Consider the following 16,615-nt stretch of genomic DNA (forward strand, 5'->3'; position numbering starts at 1 on the left):
GACGCCCGCTCCAGTGGAGCGGGCGTCGTCGCGTGCGGCGCCGGGAGGAGACCGCGAAGCCCCGGCGCGAGACCGGGCGGCGGACAGGGAGACGGGGAAGCACATGGCCACGCCAAGCGCCGCGACGACGCCGGAGCCGCGCGACCTCGCCGAGGTCGGCGCGGTCGACGTCGACGAGCTCGAGCACGCCGGGGGAAGGCGCGAGCACCGCGGCTGGGAACGACCCCTGTTCTTCTGGCTGTGCGCGGGATTCACCGGGTTCCACCTCTGGATCCTGGTCGGTCCGGTGGTCGTCAAGTTCGTCGATTCCACGTTCGCCCTGGACGGCGCGTTCAACAGGCTGCTGGCCCCCAACCTCGACCAGGAGCTGTTCCGGTCGATCCATCTCGCGTGGGGCGCGACGCTTGGGTTCGGCTTCTTCACGATCGCCAAGGGTCGGGGCGCCAAGGGCGTGCCGTGGTACGACTGGCTGCTGATCGCGGGCTCGATCGGCTGCGCCGTCTACATGTGGCGCAACCTCGACGACCTGCAGATGAACCAGGGCGCGCTCTACGACCTGCCGGACCTGGTCTACAGCCTGGTCGGCCTGGTCACGCTGTTCGAGTTCACGCGCCGGACCGCAGGCATGCCGCTGACCGTGATCGTCGCGGTGTTCATGCTCTACGCGATGTTCGGGCACCTGTTCCCGGAGCGCTGGGCGCTGTACCACAACAAGTCGCTCAAGGACCTGTGGTTCGCGTTCCCCTACGTCTTCAGCAACCTCGGGGTGTTCGGCACGACGCTCGAGGTGTCGTCGACCTTCATCATCATGTTCACGGCCTTCGCCGCGTTCCTAACGCGCTCCAAGGCGGGCGACTACTTCAACGACCTGTCGGTCGGCCTGGTCGGCTGGGCGCGCGGCGGCCCGGCCAAGGTCGCGGTGCTGTCCGGCGTGATGTTCGGCTCGATCAGCGGGTCGTCGGTCGCCAACGTCGTCGCCTCCGGCTCGGTCACGATCCCGATGATGCGGCGCGTCGGCTACGACCGGGCGACGGCCGGCGCGATCGAGGCGACGTCGTCGACCGGCGGTCAGATCACGCCGCCGGTGCTCGGCGCGGCGGCGTTCCTGATGGCCGAGGCGACGGGCATCAAGTACGCGGAGATCGCCGGCGCGGCGATCATCCCGTGCCTGCTGTTCTACATCGCCTGCTACGCGCACTGCGACCTTCACGCCGCCAAGAACGGCCTGCGCGGCCTGCCGCGCTCCGAGCTGCCGCCGCTCGGACCGATGATGGCGCGGCTCTACATGATCGCGCCGATCGCGGTGCTGATCTGGGCCTTCATCGACGGCTACTCGGCGTTCCTGGCGGCCGGACTGGGAATCGCGCTCTGCGTCGTGGTCAGCTGGTTCAACGGCCTGGCGCGCGGCGCCGACGGGCGGCTGGGGTGGCGTCCCGGCGACGACGTCATGCGCGGCCGCGGCATCGTCGAGGCGCTCGAGATCGGCGCCAAGGACAGCATACAGCTGGTGTCGGTCTGCGCCGCCGCCGGCATCATCGTCGGCGTCATCGCGCTGACCGGGATCGGCGGCCGCTTCGCCCAGATCATGCAGGTCGTCGCCGGCGAGAACCAGTTCCTGGCGATGCTGTTCACCATGGTCATCGTGACGATCCTCGGCATGGGCATGCCCACGACGGCGGCCTACGCGATCGCGGCCTCGGTGGTGGCGCCGGGCCTGGTGCAGATCGGCGTGCCCAAGCTGGTCGCGCACATGTTCATCTTCTACTACGCGGTGCTGTCGGCGATCACGCCGCCGGTCGCGGTCGCCTCGATCGCCGCCGCGGGCATGGCCAAGGCGGACGCATGGAAGACGTCGTGGATCGCAGTGAAACTGGGACTCGCCACCTTCATCGTGCCGATCGCCGTCGCCGACGTCGCCGGGGCCGCGCTGGTGGCGGCCGGCTGGCTGGCGCAACGCGCGATCGACGGCCGGCGCGCACGCGCATAGCGGCGATCCGTCGCCGTCGCCCGCGGGCGCTGCCGCCGCGGCGAGGCCGCAGTGTCATGCCGCGGCGCGGCATGGCAATATTCGATCCGGGCCGCCGCGCCGACCGGCAATATTGCGCAAACGCGCCATTGATGTGGGCGGGTCGCAGCGCTTTTTCCTAGGCAGAACAACCGGCGTTATCCAATCTTCACTACAAACGTCGTCGAGGAATCCGCGTCTCACCGCCGAGGGGAGGGCAATGCGATGGCCAGGACCGCCGCCAAGCCGAAATCGTCCGCGACGACCGGCGACAACAGCGTGACCGCCGACGAGTTGCGCAAGTATTACCGCGACATGCTGCTGATCCGCCGCTTCGAGGAGCGCGCCGGCCAGCTCTACGGCATGGGCCTGATCGGCGGCTTCTGCCATCTCTACATCGGCCAGGAGGCCGTGGTCGTCGGCATGCAGGCGACGATCGACAGTTCGCGCGACGCCGTCGTCACGAGCTACCGCGACCACGGGCACATGCTGGCGTGCGGGATGGAGTCGCGCGGCGTGATGGCGGAGCTGACCGGACGCTCCGGCGGCTACTCCAAGGGCAAGGGCGGCTCGATGCACATGTTCAGCCGGAGCGCAACTTCTACGGCGGCCACGGCATCGTCGGCGCCCAGGTGCCGATCGGCACCGGTCTCGCCTTCGCGCACAAGTACAACGGCACCAACGCCGTCTCGCTGACCTATTTCGGCGACGGCAGCGCCAACCAGGGCCAGGTCTATGAGGCCTTCAACATGGCGGCGCTGTGGAAACTGCCGGTGGTCTACATCATCGAGAACAACCGCTACGCCATGGGCACGTCGATCGAACGCGCCGCGGCGGTGACGGATTTCTCGAAGCACGGCGAGGCCTTCGGCATCCCCGGCGAGCAGGTCGACGGCATGGACGTGGTCGCGGTGCGCACCGCCGGCGAGCGCGCCGTGGCGCACGCCCGCTCGGGCAAGGGCCCCTACCTGCTGGAGATGCTGACCTACCGCTACCGCGGCCACTCCATGAGCGATCCCGGCAAGTACCGGAGCAAGGAGGAGGTCGAGAAGATGCGCACCGAGCGCGATCCGATCGAGCGCGCCAAGAAGCGCATGGCCGAGATGGGCGCGATGGACGAGGCCGGCCTCAAGGCGATCGACGCGGAGGTCCGCAAGATCGTGGCCGACGCCGCCGAGTTCGCGACCTACAGCCCCGAACCGGATCCGTCCGAGCTGTGGACCGACATCCTGGCCGACGCCGCCCGGCCGTCGGCCGCGGCCTGACCGCCGTCCCCACGACACCCCAGAGCGCGGACACCGACCATGGTCATCCAGGTACTCATGCCGGCGCTGTCGCCGACCATGACCGAAGGCAAGCTCGCCAAATGGCACGTCAAGGAGGGGGACAAGGTCACGTCGGGCATGGTCGTGTGCGAGATCGAGACCGACAAGGCGACGATGGAGGTCGAGGCGGTCGACGAGGGCACCGTCGGCGCGATCCTTATCGCCGAGGGCGCCGAGGGCGTCGCCGTCAACACGCCGATCATGACGTTGCTGGAGGATGGCGAGAGCGCGGCCGACGGGGCGAAGGCTTCTTCCTCTTCCTCCCCCCTCATGGGGGAGGGTCGGGGAGGGGGAGCTCCATCCGCCGCGCCAGCGACTGGGGCGCCCCCCACCCCCGCCCTGCCCCACAAGGGGGGAGGGAGTCAGGTCGAAGCCGAGTCCGAATGGACCGGCGCCACGGTCAAGCTGACGGTGCGCGAGGCGTTGCGCGACGCCATGGCCGAGGAGATGCGCGCCGATCCCAAGGTGTTCCTGATGGGCGAGGAGGTCGCGCAGTACCAGGGCGCCTACAAGGTCAGCCAGGGGCTGCTCGACGAGTTCGGCGGCAAGCGCGTCATCGACACGCCGATCACCGAGCACGGCTTCGCCGGCATCGGCGTCGGCGCGGCGTTCGGCGGGCTCAAGCCGATCGTCGAGTTCATGACCTTCAACTTCGCCATGCAGGCGATCGACCAGATCATCAACTCGGCGGCCAAGACGCTGTACATGTCCGGCGGCCAGATGGGTTGCCCGATCGTGTTCCGCGGACCCAACGGCGCCGCCTCGCGCGTCGGCGCGCAGCACTCGCAGTGCTACGCCAGCTGGTACGCGCACTGCCCCGGTCTGAAGGTGGTCGCGCCGTGGAGCGCGGCCGACGCCAAGGGCCTGATGAAATCGGCGATCCGCGACCCCAATCCCATCATCTTCCTCGAGAACGAGCTGCTCTACGGCCAGGCGTTCGAGGTGCCGGATTCCGATTCGTTCACCGTGCCGATCGGCAAGGCGAAGATCGAGCGCGCCGGCAGCCACGTCACGATCACCGCCTTCTCGATCATGGTCGGCCGCGCCCTGCAGGCGGCCGAGGAGCTGGCGAAGGAGGGGATCGAGGCGGAGGTCATCAACCTGCGCACCATCCGGCCGCTCGACACCGCCACCATCGTGGAGTCGGTCAAGCGCACCAACCGGCTGGTCTCGTGCGAGGAAGGCTGGCCGTTCGCCGGCATCGGCTCGGAGCTGGCGGCGCTGATGATGGAGGAGGCGTTCGACTGGCTCGACGCGCCGGTCAAACGCGTGCACGGGCTCGACATCCCGCTGCCCTACGCCGCCAACCTCGAGAAGATGGCGCTGCCCCAGGCCGCCGACATCGCCGCCGCCGCGCGCGCGGTCTGCAACCGCTAGCCGGAGGGGAGGGACGCCGCCATGGCCATCGACATCCTCATGCCGGCGCTGTCGCCGACCATGACCGAGGGCAAGCTCGCCAAGTGGCATGTGAAGGAAGGCGACAAGATCACCTCGGGGATGGTGATCTGCGAGATCGAGACCGACAAGGCGACGATGGAGGTCGAGGCGGTCGACGAGGGCGTGATGGGCCGCATCGTCGTGCCGGAGGGCGCCGAGGGCGTGAAGGTCAACGCCGTGATCGCCGTGCTGGTCGAGGAGGGCGAGGCCGTGCCTGCGGCGGCCGCGGCGAAGCCGGCCGCCGCTAGCGCCGCGACGGCGGCGCCTAAGACCACCGCCGCATCTCTTCCTCCCTCCCCCCTTGTGGGGGAGGGCCGGGGAGGGGGGGCTGCCCCCCCGGCGTCGACATCCGTCGCACCCCCCACCCCAACTCTCCCCCACAAGGGGGGAGGGGGTAGCTCGGCGTCGGCACCAGGTGGCCGCATCTTCGCTTCGCCGCTCGCGAAGCGGGTCGCCGCCGAAGCCGGCGTCGATCTCGCGAAGATCGCGGGCAGCGGGCCGCACGGCCGCGTCGTGCGCGCCGACGTCGACAAGGCGGTCGCCGCCGGTACCGCCAAGCCTGGTCCCGCCGCCGCGCCGGCGTCGGCTCCCGCGCCGCGCCCCGCCAGCGCGCCGGTCGTGGTCACGGGCGAGACCACGAAGGTGCCGCACAACAGCATCCGCAAGGTCGTGGCCCGGCGCCTGACCGAGTCCAAGCAGACCGTGCCGCACATCTACCTGACGGTGGACGTGGAGCTCGACTCGCTGCTGGCGGCGCGGACGGCGATCAACGCGCGGGCCGAGAAGACCAAGGCCGGCAAGGTCTCGGTCAACGACATGGTGATCAAGGCCAGCGCGCTGGCGCTGCGCGACCATCCCGACGTCAACGCGTCGTGGACCGACGACGCGATGATCCTCTACGGCAGCGTCGACATCTCGGTCGCCGTGGCCACCGACCGCGGGCTGGTGACGCCGATCGTGCGCGACGCCGACCGCAAGGGGCTGGGGCGCATCGCCGCCGACATGAAGGATCTCGCCGGCCGGGCGCGCGAGGGCAAGCTGAAGCTCGACGAGTTCCAGGGCGGCGGCTTCACGATCTCCAACCTCGGCATGTACGGCACGGTGAATTTCCAGGCGATCATCAACCCGCCGCAGGCCGCGATCCTCGCGGTCGGCGCCGGCGAGGAGCGCGTGGTCGTACGCGGCGGCCAGATGGTGGTGCGCACCATGATGTCGCTGACCGGCTCGTTCGACCACCGCGTGGTCGACGGCGTGCTCGGCGCCCAGTTCCTGCAGACGCTCAAGGGCTACCTCGAGCAGCCCGCCACGATGCTGCTGTAGGAGGCGATGATGGCCGACACCACCTTCGACCTCGTCGTCGTCGGCTCCGGGCCGGGCGGGTACGTCGCGGCGATCCGGGCATCGCAACTCGGGATGAAATGCGCCATCGTCGAGCGCGAGAATCTCGGCGGCATCTGCCTGAACTGGGGCTGCATCCCGACCAAGGCGCTGCTGCGCTCGGCCGAGGTCTACCACCTGATGAAGCACGCCGACGCCTACGGGCTGTCGGCGACGGGCGTGGCGTTCGACGCCAAGAAGGTCGTCGAGCGTTCGCGCAAGGTGGCGACGCAGCTCAACGGCGGCGTCAAGCACCTGATGCGCAAGAACAAGGTCGCGGTGTTCGACGGCACCGGCAAGCTCGACGGCGTCGCCGGCGGCCTCCGCAAGATCGCGGTGACGGGCAAGGACGGCAAGACGACGGCGCTGACGGCCAAGAACGTCATCCTCGCGACCGGCGCGCGGGCGCGCCAGCTTCCGGGGCTGGAGACCGACGGCAAGCTGGTGTGGAGCTACCGCGAGGCGATGGTGCCCGAGGCGATTCCGAAGTCGCTGCTGGTGATCGGGTCGGGCGCGATCGGCATCGAGTTCGCGAGCTTCTACCGCACGTTCGGCGCCGAGGTGACGGTGGTCGAGGTGATGGACCGCGTGCTGCCGGTCGAGGACGACGAGATCTCGGCCTTCGCGCGCAAGGCGTTCGAGAAGCAGGGCATGAAGATCCTGACCGGCGCGACGGTGAAGGCGCTCAGGAAGGCCGCCAACAGCGTGACGGCGACGGTCGAGGCCGGCGGCAAGACGCAGGAGATCACCGTGGAGCGCGTGATCTCGGCGGTCGGCATCGTCGGCAATGTCGAGGGCGTCGGCCTGGAGGGCACGAAGATCAAGGTCGAGAAGACCCACGTCGTGACCGACCCGTGGGGCTTCACCGGCGAGCCCGGCGTGTACGCCATCGGCGACCTGACCGGCCCGCCGTGGCTGGCGCACAAGGCCAGCCACGAGGGCGTGGTGTGTGTCGAGAAGATCGCGGGTGTGAAGGGCGCGCACCCCATGGACGTCGGCAACATCCCGGGCTGCACCTACTGCCATCCGCAGGTCGCCAGCGTCGGGATGACCGAGAAGGCGGCCAAGGCCAAGGGCCACGAGGTCAAGGTCGGCCGCTTCCCCTTCATCGGCAACGGCAAGGCGATCGCGCTGGGCGAGACCGAGGGGCTGGTCAAGACGGTGTTCGACGCGAAGACCGGCGAATTGCTGGGCGCGCACATGATCGGCGCCGAGGTCACCGAGCTGATCCAGGGCTACACCGTGGCGCGCTCGCTGGAGACCACCGAGGCCGATCTGATGCACACCGTGTTCCCGCATCCGACGATCTCCGAGACGATGCACGAGGCGGTGCTCGACGCCTACGGACGCGCGCTGCACATCTGAGGCGATGCGTAGCGAGCGCGACATCATCGAGCTGATCGCCCGCGCGCTGCGGGAGAAGGAGATCGCGCGCGAGCGCGAGGCGGCGCGGCTGGCCGACGAGACCGAGGCCAAGCGGGTGTTCTTCCAGGCCGCGCGGGCGGTGTTCACCCACGTCGTGATGCCGGAGATGGAGCGCTTCGGCCGGGTCATCGCGCAGGCGCGCGTGCGGGCGGCGATCAGCGACAGCGGCGCCTTCTACCTGCCCGGCCAGACCGATCCCAACCCTGGTCGCCAAGTTCGCGCTCCCGCTGAACAAGCCCGACCCGGCGCTGCCGCTCTGCGTGTCGTTCAAGGCGGTGTTCCCGGCCGGGATGGCGGTCTATTTCACCGACGTCGACAAGTCGCAGATCGACGCCAAAGGCGCGGTCGACATGGTGCCGCTGGAGGACCTCGACGCCGGCGCCGTGCAGGACCACCTCGTGCGGGTGCTCGAGAATTATCTCCACGAATGTTGACGCCCGGGGCGTCAGGGATCACCTCTACCGCCATGGACCTCGACCTCGACAAGCCCGCCGTGCCCCGCGCCGAGCGCCACCCCGAGAAGGCGCACCGCCCGGACAACCCGGTGGCGCGCAAGCCCGCGTGGATCCGCGTCAAGGCGCCGAACTCGCCGGAATACGTCGAGACGCGCCGCCTGATGCGCGAGCACGGGCTGTCGACGGTGTGCGAGGAGGCGGCCTGCCCGAACATCGGCGAGTGCTGGAAACTCAAGCACGCCACCTTCATGATCCTCGGCGACACCTGCACCCGGGCCTGCGCCTTCTGCAACGTCAAGACCGGCCTGCCCGGCGCGCTCAACCCGCACGAGCCGGCCAACGTCGCCGAGGCGGTCTCGAAGCTGGAACTCCACCACGTCGTCGTCACGTCGGTCGACCGCGACGACCTGCCGGATGGTGGCGCCGCGCATTTCGCCGCGACCATCGACGCCATCCATCGGGCCGCGCCCGGGACCACGGTCGAGATCCTGACGCCCGACTTTCTGCGCAAGCCCGGCGCCGTCGACGTCGTGGTGGCGGCGCGTCCGGACGTGTTCAACCACAACCTCGAGACCGTGCCGCGGCTCTATCCGACGATCCGGCCCGGCGCCCGCTACTTCGCGTCGCTCCAGCTGCTGGCGCGCGTCAAGGAGATCGATCCGGCCGCGTTCACCAAGTCGGGTCTGATGGTCGGGCTGGGCGAGACGCGCGAGGAGATCGGCCAGGTGATGGACGATATGCGCGCCGCCGACGTCGATTTCCTGACCATCGGCCAGTACCTCCAGCCGACGCGCAAGCACGCCGCGGTGGACCGGTTCTGGACGCCCGACGAATTCACGCAGCTCGCCGCCATGGCGCGCGGCAAGGGCTTCAACATGGTCTCAGCGACGCCGCTGACGCGCTCAAGCTACCATGCCGGCGACGATTTCGCCCGCCTGCGCGCGGCGCGCCGGGCGGCGGTCCGCCCGCCGGCTTGAATCGGCGCGGACAACAGGGACAAGTTCCAGCAGCGCCACGGCCGTCGGGCCGGCCGGCCTTGTTGCGGCGCATCGCCCGACATGGGCATAACCGCTGAAGTCGCCAGCAGGAGGTCGCGCGGTGGAAATCAAGCGTGTCGTGTGCGCCCACGATTGTCCCGACATGTGCTCGCTGCTGGCCCAGGTCGACAACGGGCGCGTGGTGAAGATCCAGGGCGATCCCGACCAGCCGTTCACCGCCGGCTTCGCCTGCGCAAAGGTCAACCGCGACACCGAGCTGGTGCATTCGCCGGAGCGCCTCAAGACGCCGCTGCGGCGCGTCGGCGCCAAGGGCGAGGGCAGGTTCGCCCCGATCGGCTGGGACGAGGCGCTCGACGAGATCACGGCGCGCTGGAAGGCCGTCATCGCCAAGACCGGACCGCTGGGCATCCTCGGCTACGCCTACAGCGCCCATCAGGGCCTGATGAACCGCGGCATCGTGAACGGCCTGTTCCACGCGCTGGGCACGACGCGGCTGCAGGCCGGCACGGTGTGCGACACCTGCTGCGAGACGGCGTGGGACATGACGGTCGGACCGGTCGGCGGCGCCGATCCGGAGACGGTGGTCGATTCCGACCTGGTGGTGGCGTGGGGCGCCGACCTGATGGCGGTGAACGTCCATTTCTGGGCGATGCTCGAGACGCAGCGCAAACGCGGCCTCAAGATCGTGGTGATCGATCCGCGCCGCAGCCGCACGGCCCAGAGCGCCGACTGGCACGTTCCAATCAACATCGGCACCGACGCCGCCCTGGCGCTGGGGATCATGCACATCCTCGTGCGCGACGGGCTGGTCGACCGCGCCTACGTCGCCGCCCACACGACCGGCTTCGACAAGGTCGAGAAGGACGTGCTGCCGCGCTTCGCGCCGGCGCGCGCGTCGGAGATCACCGGCGTTCCCGCGGCCGACATCGAGAAGCTGGCGGCGATGTACGGCCGCGCCAAGGCGCCGATGATCCGGCTCGGCGAGGGTATGACGCGGTTCAGCCAGGGCGGGCAGGCGCTGCGCGCCGTGGCGCTGCTGCCGGGCGTCACCGGCGCCTACGCCAAGCGTGGTGGCGGCGCGATGCTGATGACGGCCGCGTCGTGCGATCTGAACTACGCCGCCGTGCGCAAGCCGTCCGGCCCGGCGGCGACCCGGCTGGTCAACCAGCTCCGGTTGGGCGACGCGCTGCTGAACATGAAGGATCCGCCGATCCACGCGCTGTTCGTCGCGGCCAACAATCCCGCCGTGACCTGCCCGGAAGCCGGCAAGGTGCGGCGCGGTCTCGAGCGCGAGGACCTCTTCACCGTGGTGCACGACCCGTTCCTGTCGACGACGGCGCGCTACGCCGACATCGTCCTGCCGGCGGCGACCTACCTGGAGACGGACGACCTCTACCGGGCCTACGGCGCCTACTACATGCAGTACGGCCCGCGCGCGGTCGAGCCGCAGGGCGAGGCGTGGTCGAACCTCAAGCTGGCGCAGACGCTGGCGCGGCGGATGGGGCTGTCCGATCCGGTGTTCTCGATGTCGACCGACGCGATCATCGACGAGCTGTTCAAGGGTTCGACCGGCGCCGCCGCGGCGGTCGACCGCGCGCGGCTCAAGAACGCCGAGCCGCAGAAGATCGCGCCGGCCAAGTCGGCCGCCGGGCAGGAGTTCCGCACGCCCTCCGGCAAGCTGGAGTTCTATTCCGAGACGCTGGCGAAGCAGGGCGTGACGCCGGTGCCGGACTGGACGCAGGACGCCGAGGACGCGCGGGAGGCCGCGAAGTGGCCGCTGCGGTTGCTCACCGCGCCGGGCTACTTCCAGCCGCACACCGCCTATTCGGGCGTCGCCTTCCTGCGCAAGCGCGAGGGCGATCCGTTCTGCGTGCTGCATCCCGACGACGCGGCCGCCCGCGGCGTCGTCGACGGCCAGCGCGTCAAGCTGTTCAACGACCGCGCGACGGTCGGCCTGGTCGCGCGCGTACGCGACGAGATCCAGCCCGGCGTGGTGCTGGTGCCGGGCCAGCGGCCCGACGCCGAGGCGGTGTCCGGCACGGTCAACATGCTGTGCTCGGACCGCTACACCGACATGGGCGAGGGCGCGACCTACCAGAGCACGTGGCTCGACGTCGCGCCGTGGCCGGCGGCCTGAAGCCGCGACCGGAGGGCGACCTTTGGTCCCCTGCCGCCGGCGCGCCGGCGGTGGCATGATGTGTCTCCGATGCGGCGCGTCCCGTTGGCGCCGCCGCGACGCCAGGAATCTCCCGCCGGATGCCGACGCATAGCGAACGACGCGTGGTGCCGTACTCGCCGCGCCAGATCTACGACCTGGTCGCGGATGTCGGGAAGTACCCCGAGTTCCTGCCGTGGTGCGTCGGCGCCCGGGTGCGCGAGCGCGGCGAGCGGCTGATCGTCGCCGACCTCGCGATCGGCTTCCGCATGTTCCGGGAGCGCTTCACGTCGCGCGTGACCCTGTCGCCGGACGAGCCGGATGGTCCGCGCATCGACACGGAATACGCCGACGGGCCGTTCAAACGGTTGCATAGCCACTGGATATTCCGGCCGCACGCCGACGGCTGCGAGATCGACTTCTTCGTCGATTTCGAATTCCGCTCGCGTCTGCTTCAGGCGACGATCGAACTGCTGTTCCACGAGGCCGTGCGCCGCATGGTGGCGGCGTTCGAGAACCGGGCCAAGGCGCTGTACGGCAAGCCCGCGCTGGACGCGGCGCGATCCGGCGCCGCGCGGCCGCTGGCGCGCTGAGACGTCGAAGCCGGCGCGCGGCCGGCTCACACCACCTTGTCGCGCATGGTCTGAACAACGGGCACCGTCGCCGCGAAGGACGGCCGCGTCGACAGCCGCGCATGCAGCGCCGCGAGATGGGGATGGCGCGCGCGCCAGTCCAGTTCGGGGAATCTCGGGTCCATGTAGCCGAGCGCCGATCCGACGGCGATGTCGCCGAGCCCGAACGAATCGCCGCAGGTGAACGGCGTGTCCGGGCTCACCAGCCGGGCGATCTCCGCCAAGGCGCCCTCGATCTTGCGCCGCTGCCGGACGATCCATGCCTGGCTGCGCTTTTCCGGCTCGCGCATGCGTTCGATCAGGATCAGCACCAGCGCGTCGCAGAGCCCGTCGCCGAGCACCTCCAGCCTCTTGTGCGCGAGGATTCCCGCGGCGTCCTTCGGGAGCAGGGAAGGGAGCGGGTGCGTCAGCTCGAGGTACTCGAGGATGAAGCGCGAATCGTAGTAAGCCGCGCCGTCGTCGAGGATCAGCACGGGTATCTTGCCGAGCGGGTTGTGCGCCGGCGCGCTGGCGTCGTCGTTCCACGGCACCTCCGTGACGAGTTCGAACGGCAGTCCCTTCTCCATCAGCGCGATGCGCGCCTTGCGGGCGTAGGGGCTGGGCGTGGCGCTGAGCAGACGCATGGGGGAATCCTTCGGTTTGGCTTCCTCGTCCGTTCCGTCATTCCGAGCGCCGCGAGGGATCAAGTCGCCGCCCCTGGATCCCTCGCTTCGCCCGGGATGACGGAGTAGTAGCGCTACGCGACCGCCCGGCGCAGGAGGGCCAAGGCGATCTCTACCGCGGCGGCGCGCACCGCGTCACGGTCGCCGGGCAGCACGTGGCGCTCGTCGAGCACCGCGGCGCCGCGCCGCGCCAGGCCGAAATGCACGAGGCCGACCGGCTTCTCCGCCGACCCGCCACCGGGGCCGGCGACGCCGGTGATCGACACGGCCACGTCGGCCAGCGAGTTGCCGACCGCGCCGGTGGCCATGGCCCGCGCGACCTGCGCGCTGACGGCGCCGTAGGACAGAAGCGTGACGCGCGGCACGCCCAGCAGGCTCTCCTTGGCCTCGTTGCTGTAGGTCGCGAAGCCGCGCTCGACGACGTCGGACGAGCCGGGGATCGCGGTGAGCGTCGCGGCGACGAGGCCGCCGGTGCACGACTCCGCCGTCGCCAGCTTCAATCCGGCGCGGCGGTAGCGGTCGAGCAGGTCGGTGGCGAGCTCGCGCCACGGGCCGGGGAAGAGCGTGTCGGTCATCGTTGGATCGCCCGTCGCTGAAGTCGTCAGTGGTCCCGTGCCGGTAGCTCGACCGACGCGGTCGCCTGCACGGCGATGCCCTCGCCGCGGCCGGTGAATCCGAGCCGCTCGGTCGTCGTCGCCTTGATCCCGACGCGACCCGGCGCGACGCCGAGGATATCCGCGATCCGGGCCTGGATGCGGTCGCGGTGCGGGCCGATCCTGGGGCGCTCGCAGATGATCGTGAGGTCGACGTTGACGATCCGGCCGCCGGCGGCGCGCACGAGGTCCATGGCGTGGCGGACGAAGCCGTCGGACGCCGCGCCGCGCCACCGTGGATCGGACGGCGGGAAGTGCTGGCCGATATCGCCGGCCGCGATGGCGCCGAGCAGCGCGTCGGTCAAGGCGTGGAGCGCGACATCGGCGTCGGAGTGGCCGACCAGCCCTTGGTCGTGCGGGATGGGGACGCCGCCTAGGATGACCGACGCGCCCTGGCCGAAGGCGTGGACGTCGAACCCGGTGCCGGTCCGGGTCTCGCGGCGGGACATGCGCGCGGCCGCCCGTTCCAGGTCCTCAGCCGTCGTGATCTTGTCGTTGTCCACATGCCCCTCGACCATCCGGACGGCCAGACCGGCCTGTTCGGCGACCGCCACATCGTCCGTCAACGCGGTCGCCTCGTCCTGCGCCAGGGAGGCCACCGCGCGGTGCGCCGCCAACAGGCGGTCGAATCTGAACACCTGTGGTGTCTGCGCCCGCCACAATCCGGCACGGTCGACGGTCGCGGCGACCCGTCCGTCGGCCTCGACGCGCTTCAGGGTGTCGGCGACACGCACTCCCGCCACGGCGCCATCGACGGCGGGGTCGTCGAGCGTGGCCAAGGTCCGGGTGAGGGTCCTTTGGTCGACGAACGGGCGGGCGGCGTCATGGATCAGGACCACATCGGGCGGATTCCCGGCCAGCGCCTCCAGCCCATTGAGGACGGATCTTTGCCGCGTCGGGCCGCCATCCACGGGCGGAGCGACCGTTAGGCCGACGACGGCGGCATCGTAAAGGGTGCGGTCGGCGGGGGCGATCACCACATGTATGGCGTCGATCCGGGGATGGCCCGAAATTTGCTCAATTGTCCAACGAAGCACCGGGCGATGGCCTATTTCCCGGTACTGCTTGGGCAAATCTCCGCCGGCACGGTGTCCTCGACCGGCGGCGACGATGAGGGCGACAGTGCGTGGCATGGCCTCCGAATACTCCCCTGCGTCGGTAACGTCGATGACGTTGCATGCCGCAGCGCAGCAGAGTAGAAGGGGGCGCATAAATTTTGTGCAGATTGGTGATTGCACAAAAAATGGACACCTTATGATGCCCGCCCCAAACAACTCTTCCACGCCGTCCAGCGGCGAGAGCGCTGCGCGCCCGGTGGCGCGCCTGGCGCCGATCCGAATCGGCCCGGTGACGCTGGAGGATCCGGTGGTGCTGGCGCCTATGTCCGGTGTCACAGACATGCCGTTCCGGCGTCTGGTGAAGCGTTCCGGCGCCGGGCTCGTGGTGTCGGAGATGATCGCCAGCCAGGCGATGGTCCGCGAAAACCAGAAGACATTGATGATGGCCGCCCGCGGCGCCGAGGAGTATCCGATGTCGGTCCAGCTCGCGGGTTGCGAGCCGGAAGTGATGGCCGAGGCGGCTCGCCTCAACGAGGCGCGCGGCGTCGACCTGATCGACATCAATTTCGGCTGCCCGGTGAAGAAGGTCGTCAACGGCCACGCCGGCTCGGCGCTGATGCGCGACGAGGTCCACGCCGCGAGGATCCTCACCGCCACCGCGCGCGCGGTGTCCGTGCCCGTGACGCTGAAGATGCGGAAGGGGTGGGACGACGCGAACCTCAACGCGCCGCGCCTCGCCCGGATCGCCGAGGAGTGCGGCATCCGCATGATCACCGTCCACGGCCGCACGCGCTGCCAGTTCTACGAGGGCCGCGCCGACTGGTCGTTCGTCGCGAAGGTCAAGGCCGCGACGTCGCTGCCGGTGATCGTCAACGGCGACATCACCAGCCTCGAGGACGCCGTCGCCGCGCTCGAGGCCAGCGGCGCCGACGGCGTGATGATCGGCCGCGGCGCCTACGGCCGCCCGTGGTTCCTCGCCCAGGTCGCGCGCTATCTCCGAACCGGCGAGCGGATTCCCGAGCCCGGCCTCGAGGCGCAACGCGCCGTCGTGCTCGGCCATTTCGACGACATGCTGCGCCACTACGGCGAGAACGCCGGAGTGCGCATGGCCCGCAAGCACATCAGCTGGTACTCGAAGGGCCTGACCGGCTCCGCCGAGTTCCGCGCCGTCGTCAACCGCATCGCCGCGCCCGCCGAGGTGCGCGCCGCGATCGACCGGTTCTACGCGCCGCTGATCGCGCGCGGCGCGACCCGCGAAGCCGGCGGCGCGCCCGAGCCCGTGCTGGAGGCGGCCTGACATGGCGCTGCCGGCGACGCGCCTCCCGACACGTCCGGGCCCGACGCCGGCGGCGATCCTCGATGCGTTGATCGAGGCGGTGGTCGTGGTCGACGATTCGGTGATCGCCTACGCCAACGGCGCCGCCGAGCAGTTCTTCGGGGTCGGCGCGCCGCTGATGATCGGCCGGTCGCTGCGGGAGTTCCTGCCGGAGGACTCGCCGCTGTTCTCGTTGCTGGAGCAGGTCGTGCGGACCGGCGCGGCGGTGTCGGAGACCGGCGTGACGCTGTCCTCGCCGCGCATCGGCAACCGGTTCGTGGCGATCCTCGTGTCGCCGCTGGGCGACGGGAGCGACGCCGTGGCGTTGTCGCTGCACGAGCAATCCATCGCCCGCAAGATCGACAATCAGATGATGCACCGGGGCGCCGCGCGCTCCGTCAGCGCCATGGGCTCGATGCTGGCGCACGAAGTCAAGAATCCGCTGTCCGGGATCCGCGGCGCCGCGCAGCTGCTGGAGCAGAGCGTCGGCGAGTCCGAACGCGAGCTGACGCAGCTCATCTGCGACGAGACCGACCGGATCGTGGCGCTGGTCGACCGCATGGAGGCGTTCTCCGACGACCGCCCGATCGAGCGTGGCCCGGTCAACGTCCACCAGGTGCTGGGCCACGTGCGCCGCGTCGCCGAGCACGGCTTCGGACGGCGCGCCCGCTTCTCCGAGGTCTACGATCCGTCGCTGCCCGACGTGTGGGGAAACCGCGACCAGCTGGTCCAGGTGTTCCTGAACCTCGTGAAGAACGCCTGCGAGGCGCTGCCGCCGGAGGGCGGGGCGGTCGTGCTGTCGACGGCCTACCGCCAGGGCGTCCGGCTGGCGCTGCCGGGCACGCGCCAGCGCGTGCATCTGCCGCTGGTCGTCTCGGTCCAGGACGACGGCCCCGGCATCCCGGCGGCGATCGGCGAGAACCTGTTCGACGCCTTCGTCAGCACGAAAGTGAACGGCACCGGCCTCGGCCTCGCGCTGGTCGCGAAGATCGTCAACGACCACGGTGGCGTCGTCGAGTTCGAGAGCGCGCCCGGCCGCACCACCTTCAACGTCATGCTGCCGATGCGGCCCGGCGACGGGCGCGACAGCGCGCGCGCGTGAGGAGATACAGCCCGTC

The 16,615-nt window shown here is 70.1% G+C and carries 13 protein-coding genes and 1 pseudogene; 11 read left to right on the top strand and 3 right to left on the bottom strand.

Annotation, left to right across the window (positions count from 1 at the left end):
* Positions 1-103 precede the first annotated feature (103 nt).
* The 9 genes and pseudogenes from IPK81_24955 to IPK81_24995 all read left to right on the top strand — a co-directional run bounded on the left by IPK81_24955 (position 104) and on the right by IPK81_24995 (position 11,770).
* The gene (locus IPK81_24955) at positions 104-1,987 is read left to right on the top strand and encodes a TRAP transporter fused permease subunit (GenBank protein QQS12662.1); all 1,884 of its coding nucleotides are present in this window, start codon (positions 104-106) and stop codon (positions 1,985-1,987) included.
* 243 nt (positions 1,988-2,230) lie between these two features.
* Positions 2,231-3,270: pseudogene (gene pdhA / locus IPK81_24960) on the top strand (pyruvate dehydrogenase (acetyl-transferring) E1 component subunit alpha).
* Positions 3,271-3,309: 39 nt separating this feature from the next.
* Positions 3,310-4,707: a pyruvate dehydrogenase complex E1 component subunit beta gene (locus IPK81_24965; GenBank protein QQS12663.1), complete on the top strand. Its 1,398-nt coding sequence runs from the start codon at positions 3,310-3,312 to the stop codon at positions 4,705-4,707.
* Positions 4,708-4,728: 21 nt separating this feature from the next.
* Positions 4,729-6,087, top strand: coding sequence for a pyruvate dehydrogenase complex dihydrolipoamide acetyltransferase (locus tag IPK81_24970; GenBank protein ID QQS12664.1), 1,359 nt, complete (start codon positions 4,729-4,731; stop codon positions 6,085-6,087).
* Positions 6,088-6,096: 9 nt separating this feature from the next.
* On the top strand, positions 6,097-7,509 hold the full coding sequence (gene lpdA, locus IPK81_24975) for a dihydrolipoyl dehydrogenase (protein ID QQS12665.1): 1,413 nt from the start codon (positions 6,097-6,099) through the stop codon (positions 7,507-7,509).
* A 320-nt stretch (positions 7,510-7,829) separates the two neighbouring features.
* A complete protein-coding gene (locus IPK81_24980) occupies positions 7,830-8,003 on the top strand; it encodes a hypothetical protein (GenBank protein QQS12666.1) in 174 nt (57 codons plus the stop codon).
* 32 nt (positions 8,004-8,035) lie between these two features.
* Positions 8,036-9,001 (top strand): lipoyl synthase, encoded by a 966-nt coding sequence (lipA, locus tag IPK81_24985; protein ID QQS12667.1) that lies wholly within the window; start codon positions 8,036-8,038, stop codon positions 8,999-9,001.
* 121 nt (positions 9,002-9,122) lie between these two features.
* Positions 9,123-11,159: a molybdopterin-dependent oxidoreductase gene (locus tag IPK81_24990; GenBank protein QQS12668.1), complete on the top strand. Its 2,037-nt coding sequence runs from the start codon at positions 9,123-9,125 to the stop codon at positions 11,157-11,159.
* A gap of 119 nt (positions 11,160-11,278) precedes the next feature.
* Entirely contained in the window at positions 11,279-11,770 is a 492-nt protein-coding gene (locus IPK81_24995; GenBank protein QQS12669.1) for a type II toxin-antitoxin system RatA family toxin, read from the top strand.
* A 26-nt stretch (positions 11,771-11,796) separates the two neighbouring features.
* Here the strand turns inward: IPK81_24995 and IPK81_25000 are convergent, their stop codons facing one another.
* The 3 genes from IPK81_25000 to IPK81_25010 all read right to left on the bottom strand — a co-directional run bounded on the left by IPK81_25000 (position 11,797) and on the right by IPK81_25010 (position 14,257).
* Complete coding sequence (locus IPK81_25000) at positions 11,797-12,432, bottom strand: glutathione S-transferase N-terminal domain-containing protein (GenBank protein QQS12670.1); 636 nt, start codon at positions 12,430-12,432, stop codon at positions 11,797-11,799.
* Between the two features lie 113 nt (positions 12,433-12,545).
* Complete coding sequence (locus IPK81_25005; GenBank protein QQS12671.1) at positions 12,546-13,046, bottom strand: CinA family protein; 501 nt, start codon at positions 13,044-13,046, stop codon at positions 12,546-12,548.
* Between the two features lie 26 nt (positions 13,047-13,072).
* Positions 13,073-14,257 carry a bifunctional 2-C-methyl-D-erythritol 4-phosphate cytidylyltransferase/2-C-methyl-D-erythritol 2,4-cyclodiphosphate synthase gene (locus tag IPK81_25010; protein QQS15258.1) on the bottom strand — a complete coding sequence of 395 codons (1,185 nt, stop codon included), beginning with the start codon at positions 14,255-14,257 and terminating at the stop codon, positions 13,073-13,075.
* A gap of 124 nt (positions 14,258-14,381) precedes the next feature.
* Here IPK81_25010 and dusB point away from each other — a divergent pair, with 124 nt between their 5' ends.
* Both dusB and IPK81_25020 read left to right on the top strand, forming a co-directional pair.
* On the top strand, positions 14,382-15,479 hold the full coding sequence (dusB, locus tag IPK81_25015; GenBank protein ID QQS12672.1) for a tRNA dihydrouridine synthase DusB: 1,098 nt from the start codon (positions 14,382-14,384) through the stop codon (positions 15,477-15,479).
* A 1-nt stretch (position 15,480) separates the two neighbouring features.
* Positions 15,481-16,599, top strand: a complete 1,119-nt coding sequence (locus IPK81_25020) for a PAS domain-containing protein (GenBank protein ID QQS12673.1) — start codon at positions 15,481-15,483, stop codon at positions 16,597-16,599.
* Positions 16,600-16,615 lie beyond the last annotated feature (16 nt).

The sequence above is a fragment of the Rhodospirillales bacterium genome (assembly GCA_016699855.1).
GTDB lineage: Bacteria > Pseudomonadota > Alphaproteobacteria > Reyranellales > Reyranellaceae.

What these genes read in the sequence shown, in the direction of transcription:
- IPK81_25000 (QQS12670.1), bottom strand. Translation starts at nt 12,432, where the DNA reads ATGCGTCTGCTCAGCGCCACGCCCAGCCCCTACGCCCGCAAGGCGCGC.
- dusB (QQS12672.1), top strand. Translation starts at nt 14,382, where the DNA reads ATGCCCGCCCCAAACAACTCTTCCACGCCGTCCAGCGGCGAGAGCGCT.
- lipA (QQS12667.1), top strand. Translation starts at nt 8,036, where the DNA reads ATGGACCTCGACCTCGACAAGCCCGCCGTGCCCCGCGCCGAGCGCCAC.
- IPK81_24970 (QQS12664.1), top strand. Translation starts at nt 4,729, where the DNA reads ATGGCCATCGACATCCTCATGCCGGCGCTGTCGCCGACCATGACCGAG.
- IPK81_25005 (QQS12671.1), bottom strand. Translation starts at nt 13,046, where the DNA reads ATGACCGACACGCTCTTCCCCGGCCCGTGGCGCGAGCTCGCCACCGAC.
- IPK81_25020 (QQS12673.1), top strand. Translation starts at nt 15,481, where the DNA reads ATGGCGCTGCCGGCGACGCGCCTCCCGACACGTCCGGGCCCGACGCCG.
- IPK81_24965 (QQS12663.1), top strand. Translation starts at nt 3,310, where the DNA reads ATGGTCATCCAGGTACTCATGCCGGCGCTGTCGCCGACCATGACCGAA.
- IPK81_24995 (QQS12669.1), top strand. Translation starts at nt 11,279, where the DNA reads ATGCCGACGCATAGCGAACGACGCGTGGTGCCGTACTCGCCGCGCCAG.
- lpdA (QQS12665.1), top strand. Translation starts at nt 6,097, where the DNA reads ATGGCCGACACCACCTTCGACCTCGTCGTCGTCGGCTCCGGGCCGGGC.
- IPK81_25010 (QQS15258.1), bottom strand. Translation starts at nt 14,257, where the DNA reads ATGCCACGCACTGTCGCCCTCATCGTCGCCGCCGGTCGAGGACACCGT.
- IPK81_24955 (QQS12662.1), top strand. Translation starts at nt 104, where the DNA reads ATGGCCACGCCAAGCGCCGCGACGACGCCGGAGCCGCGCGACCTCGCC.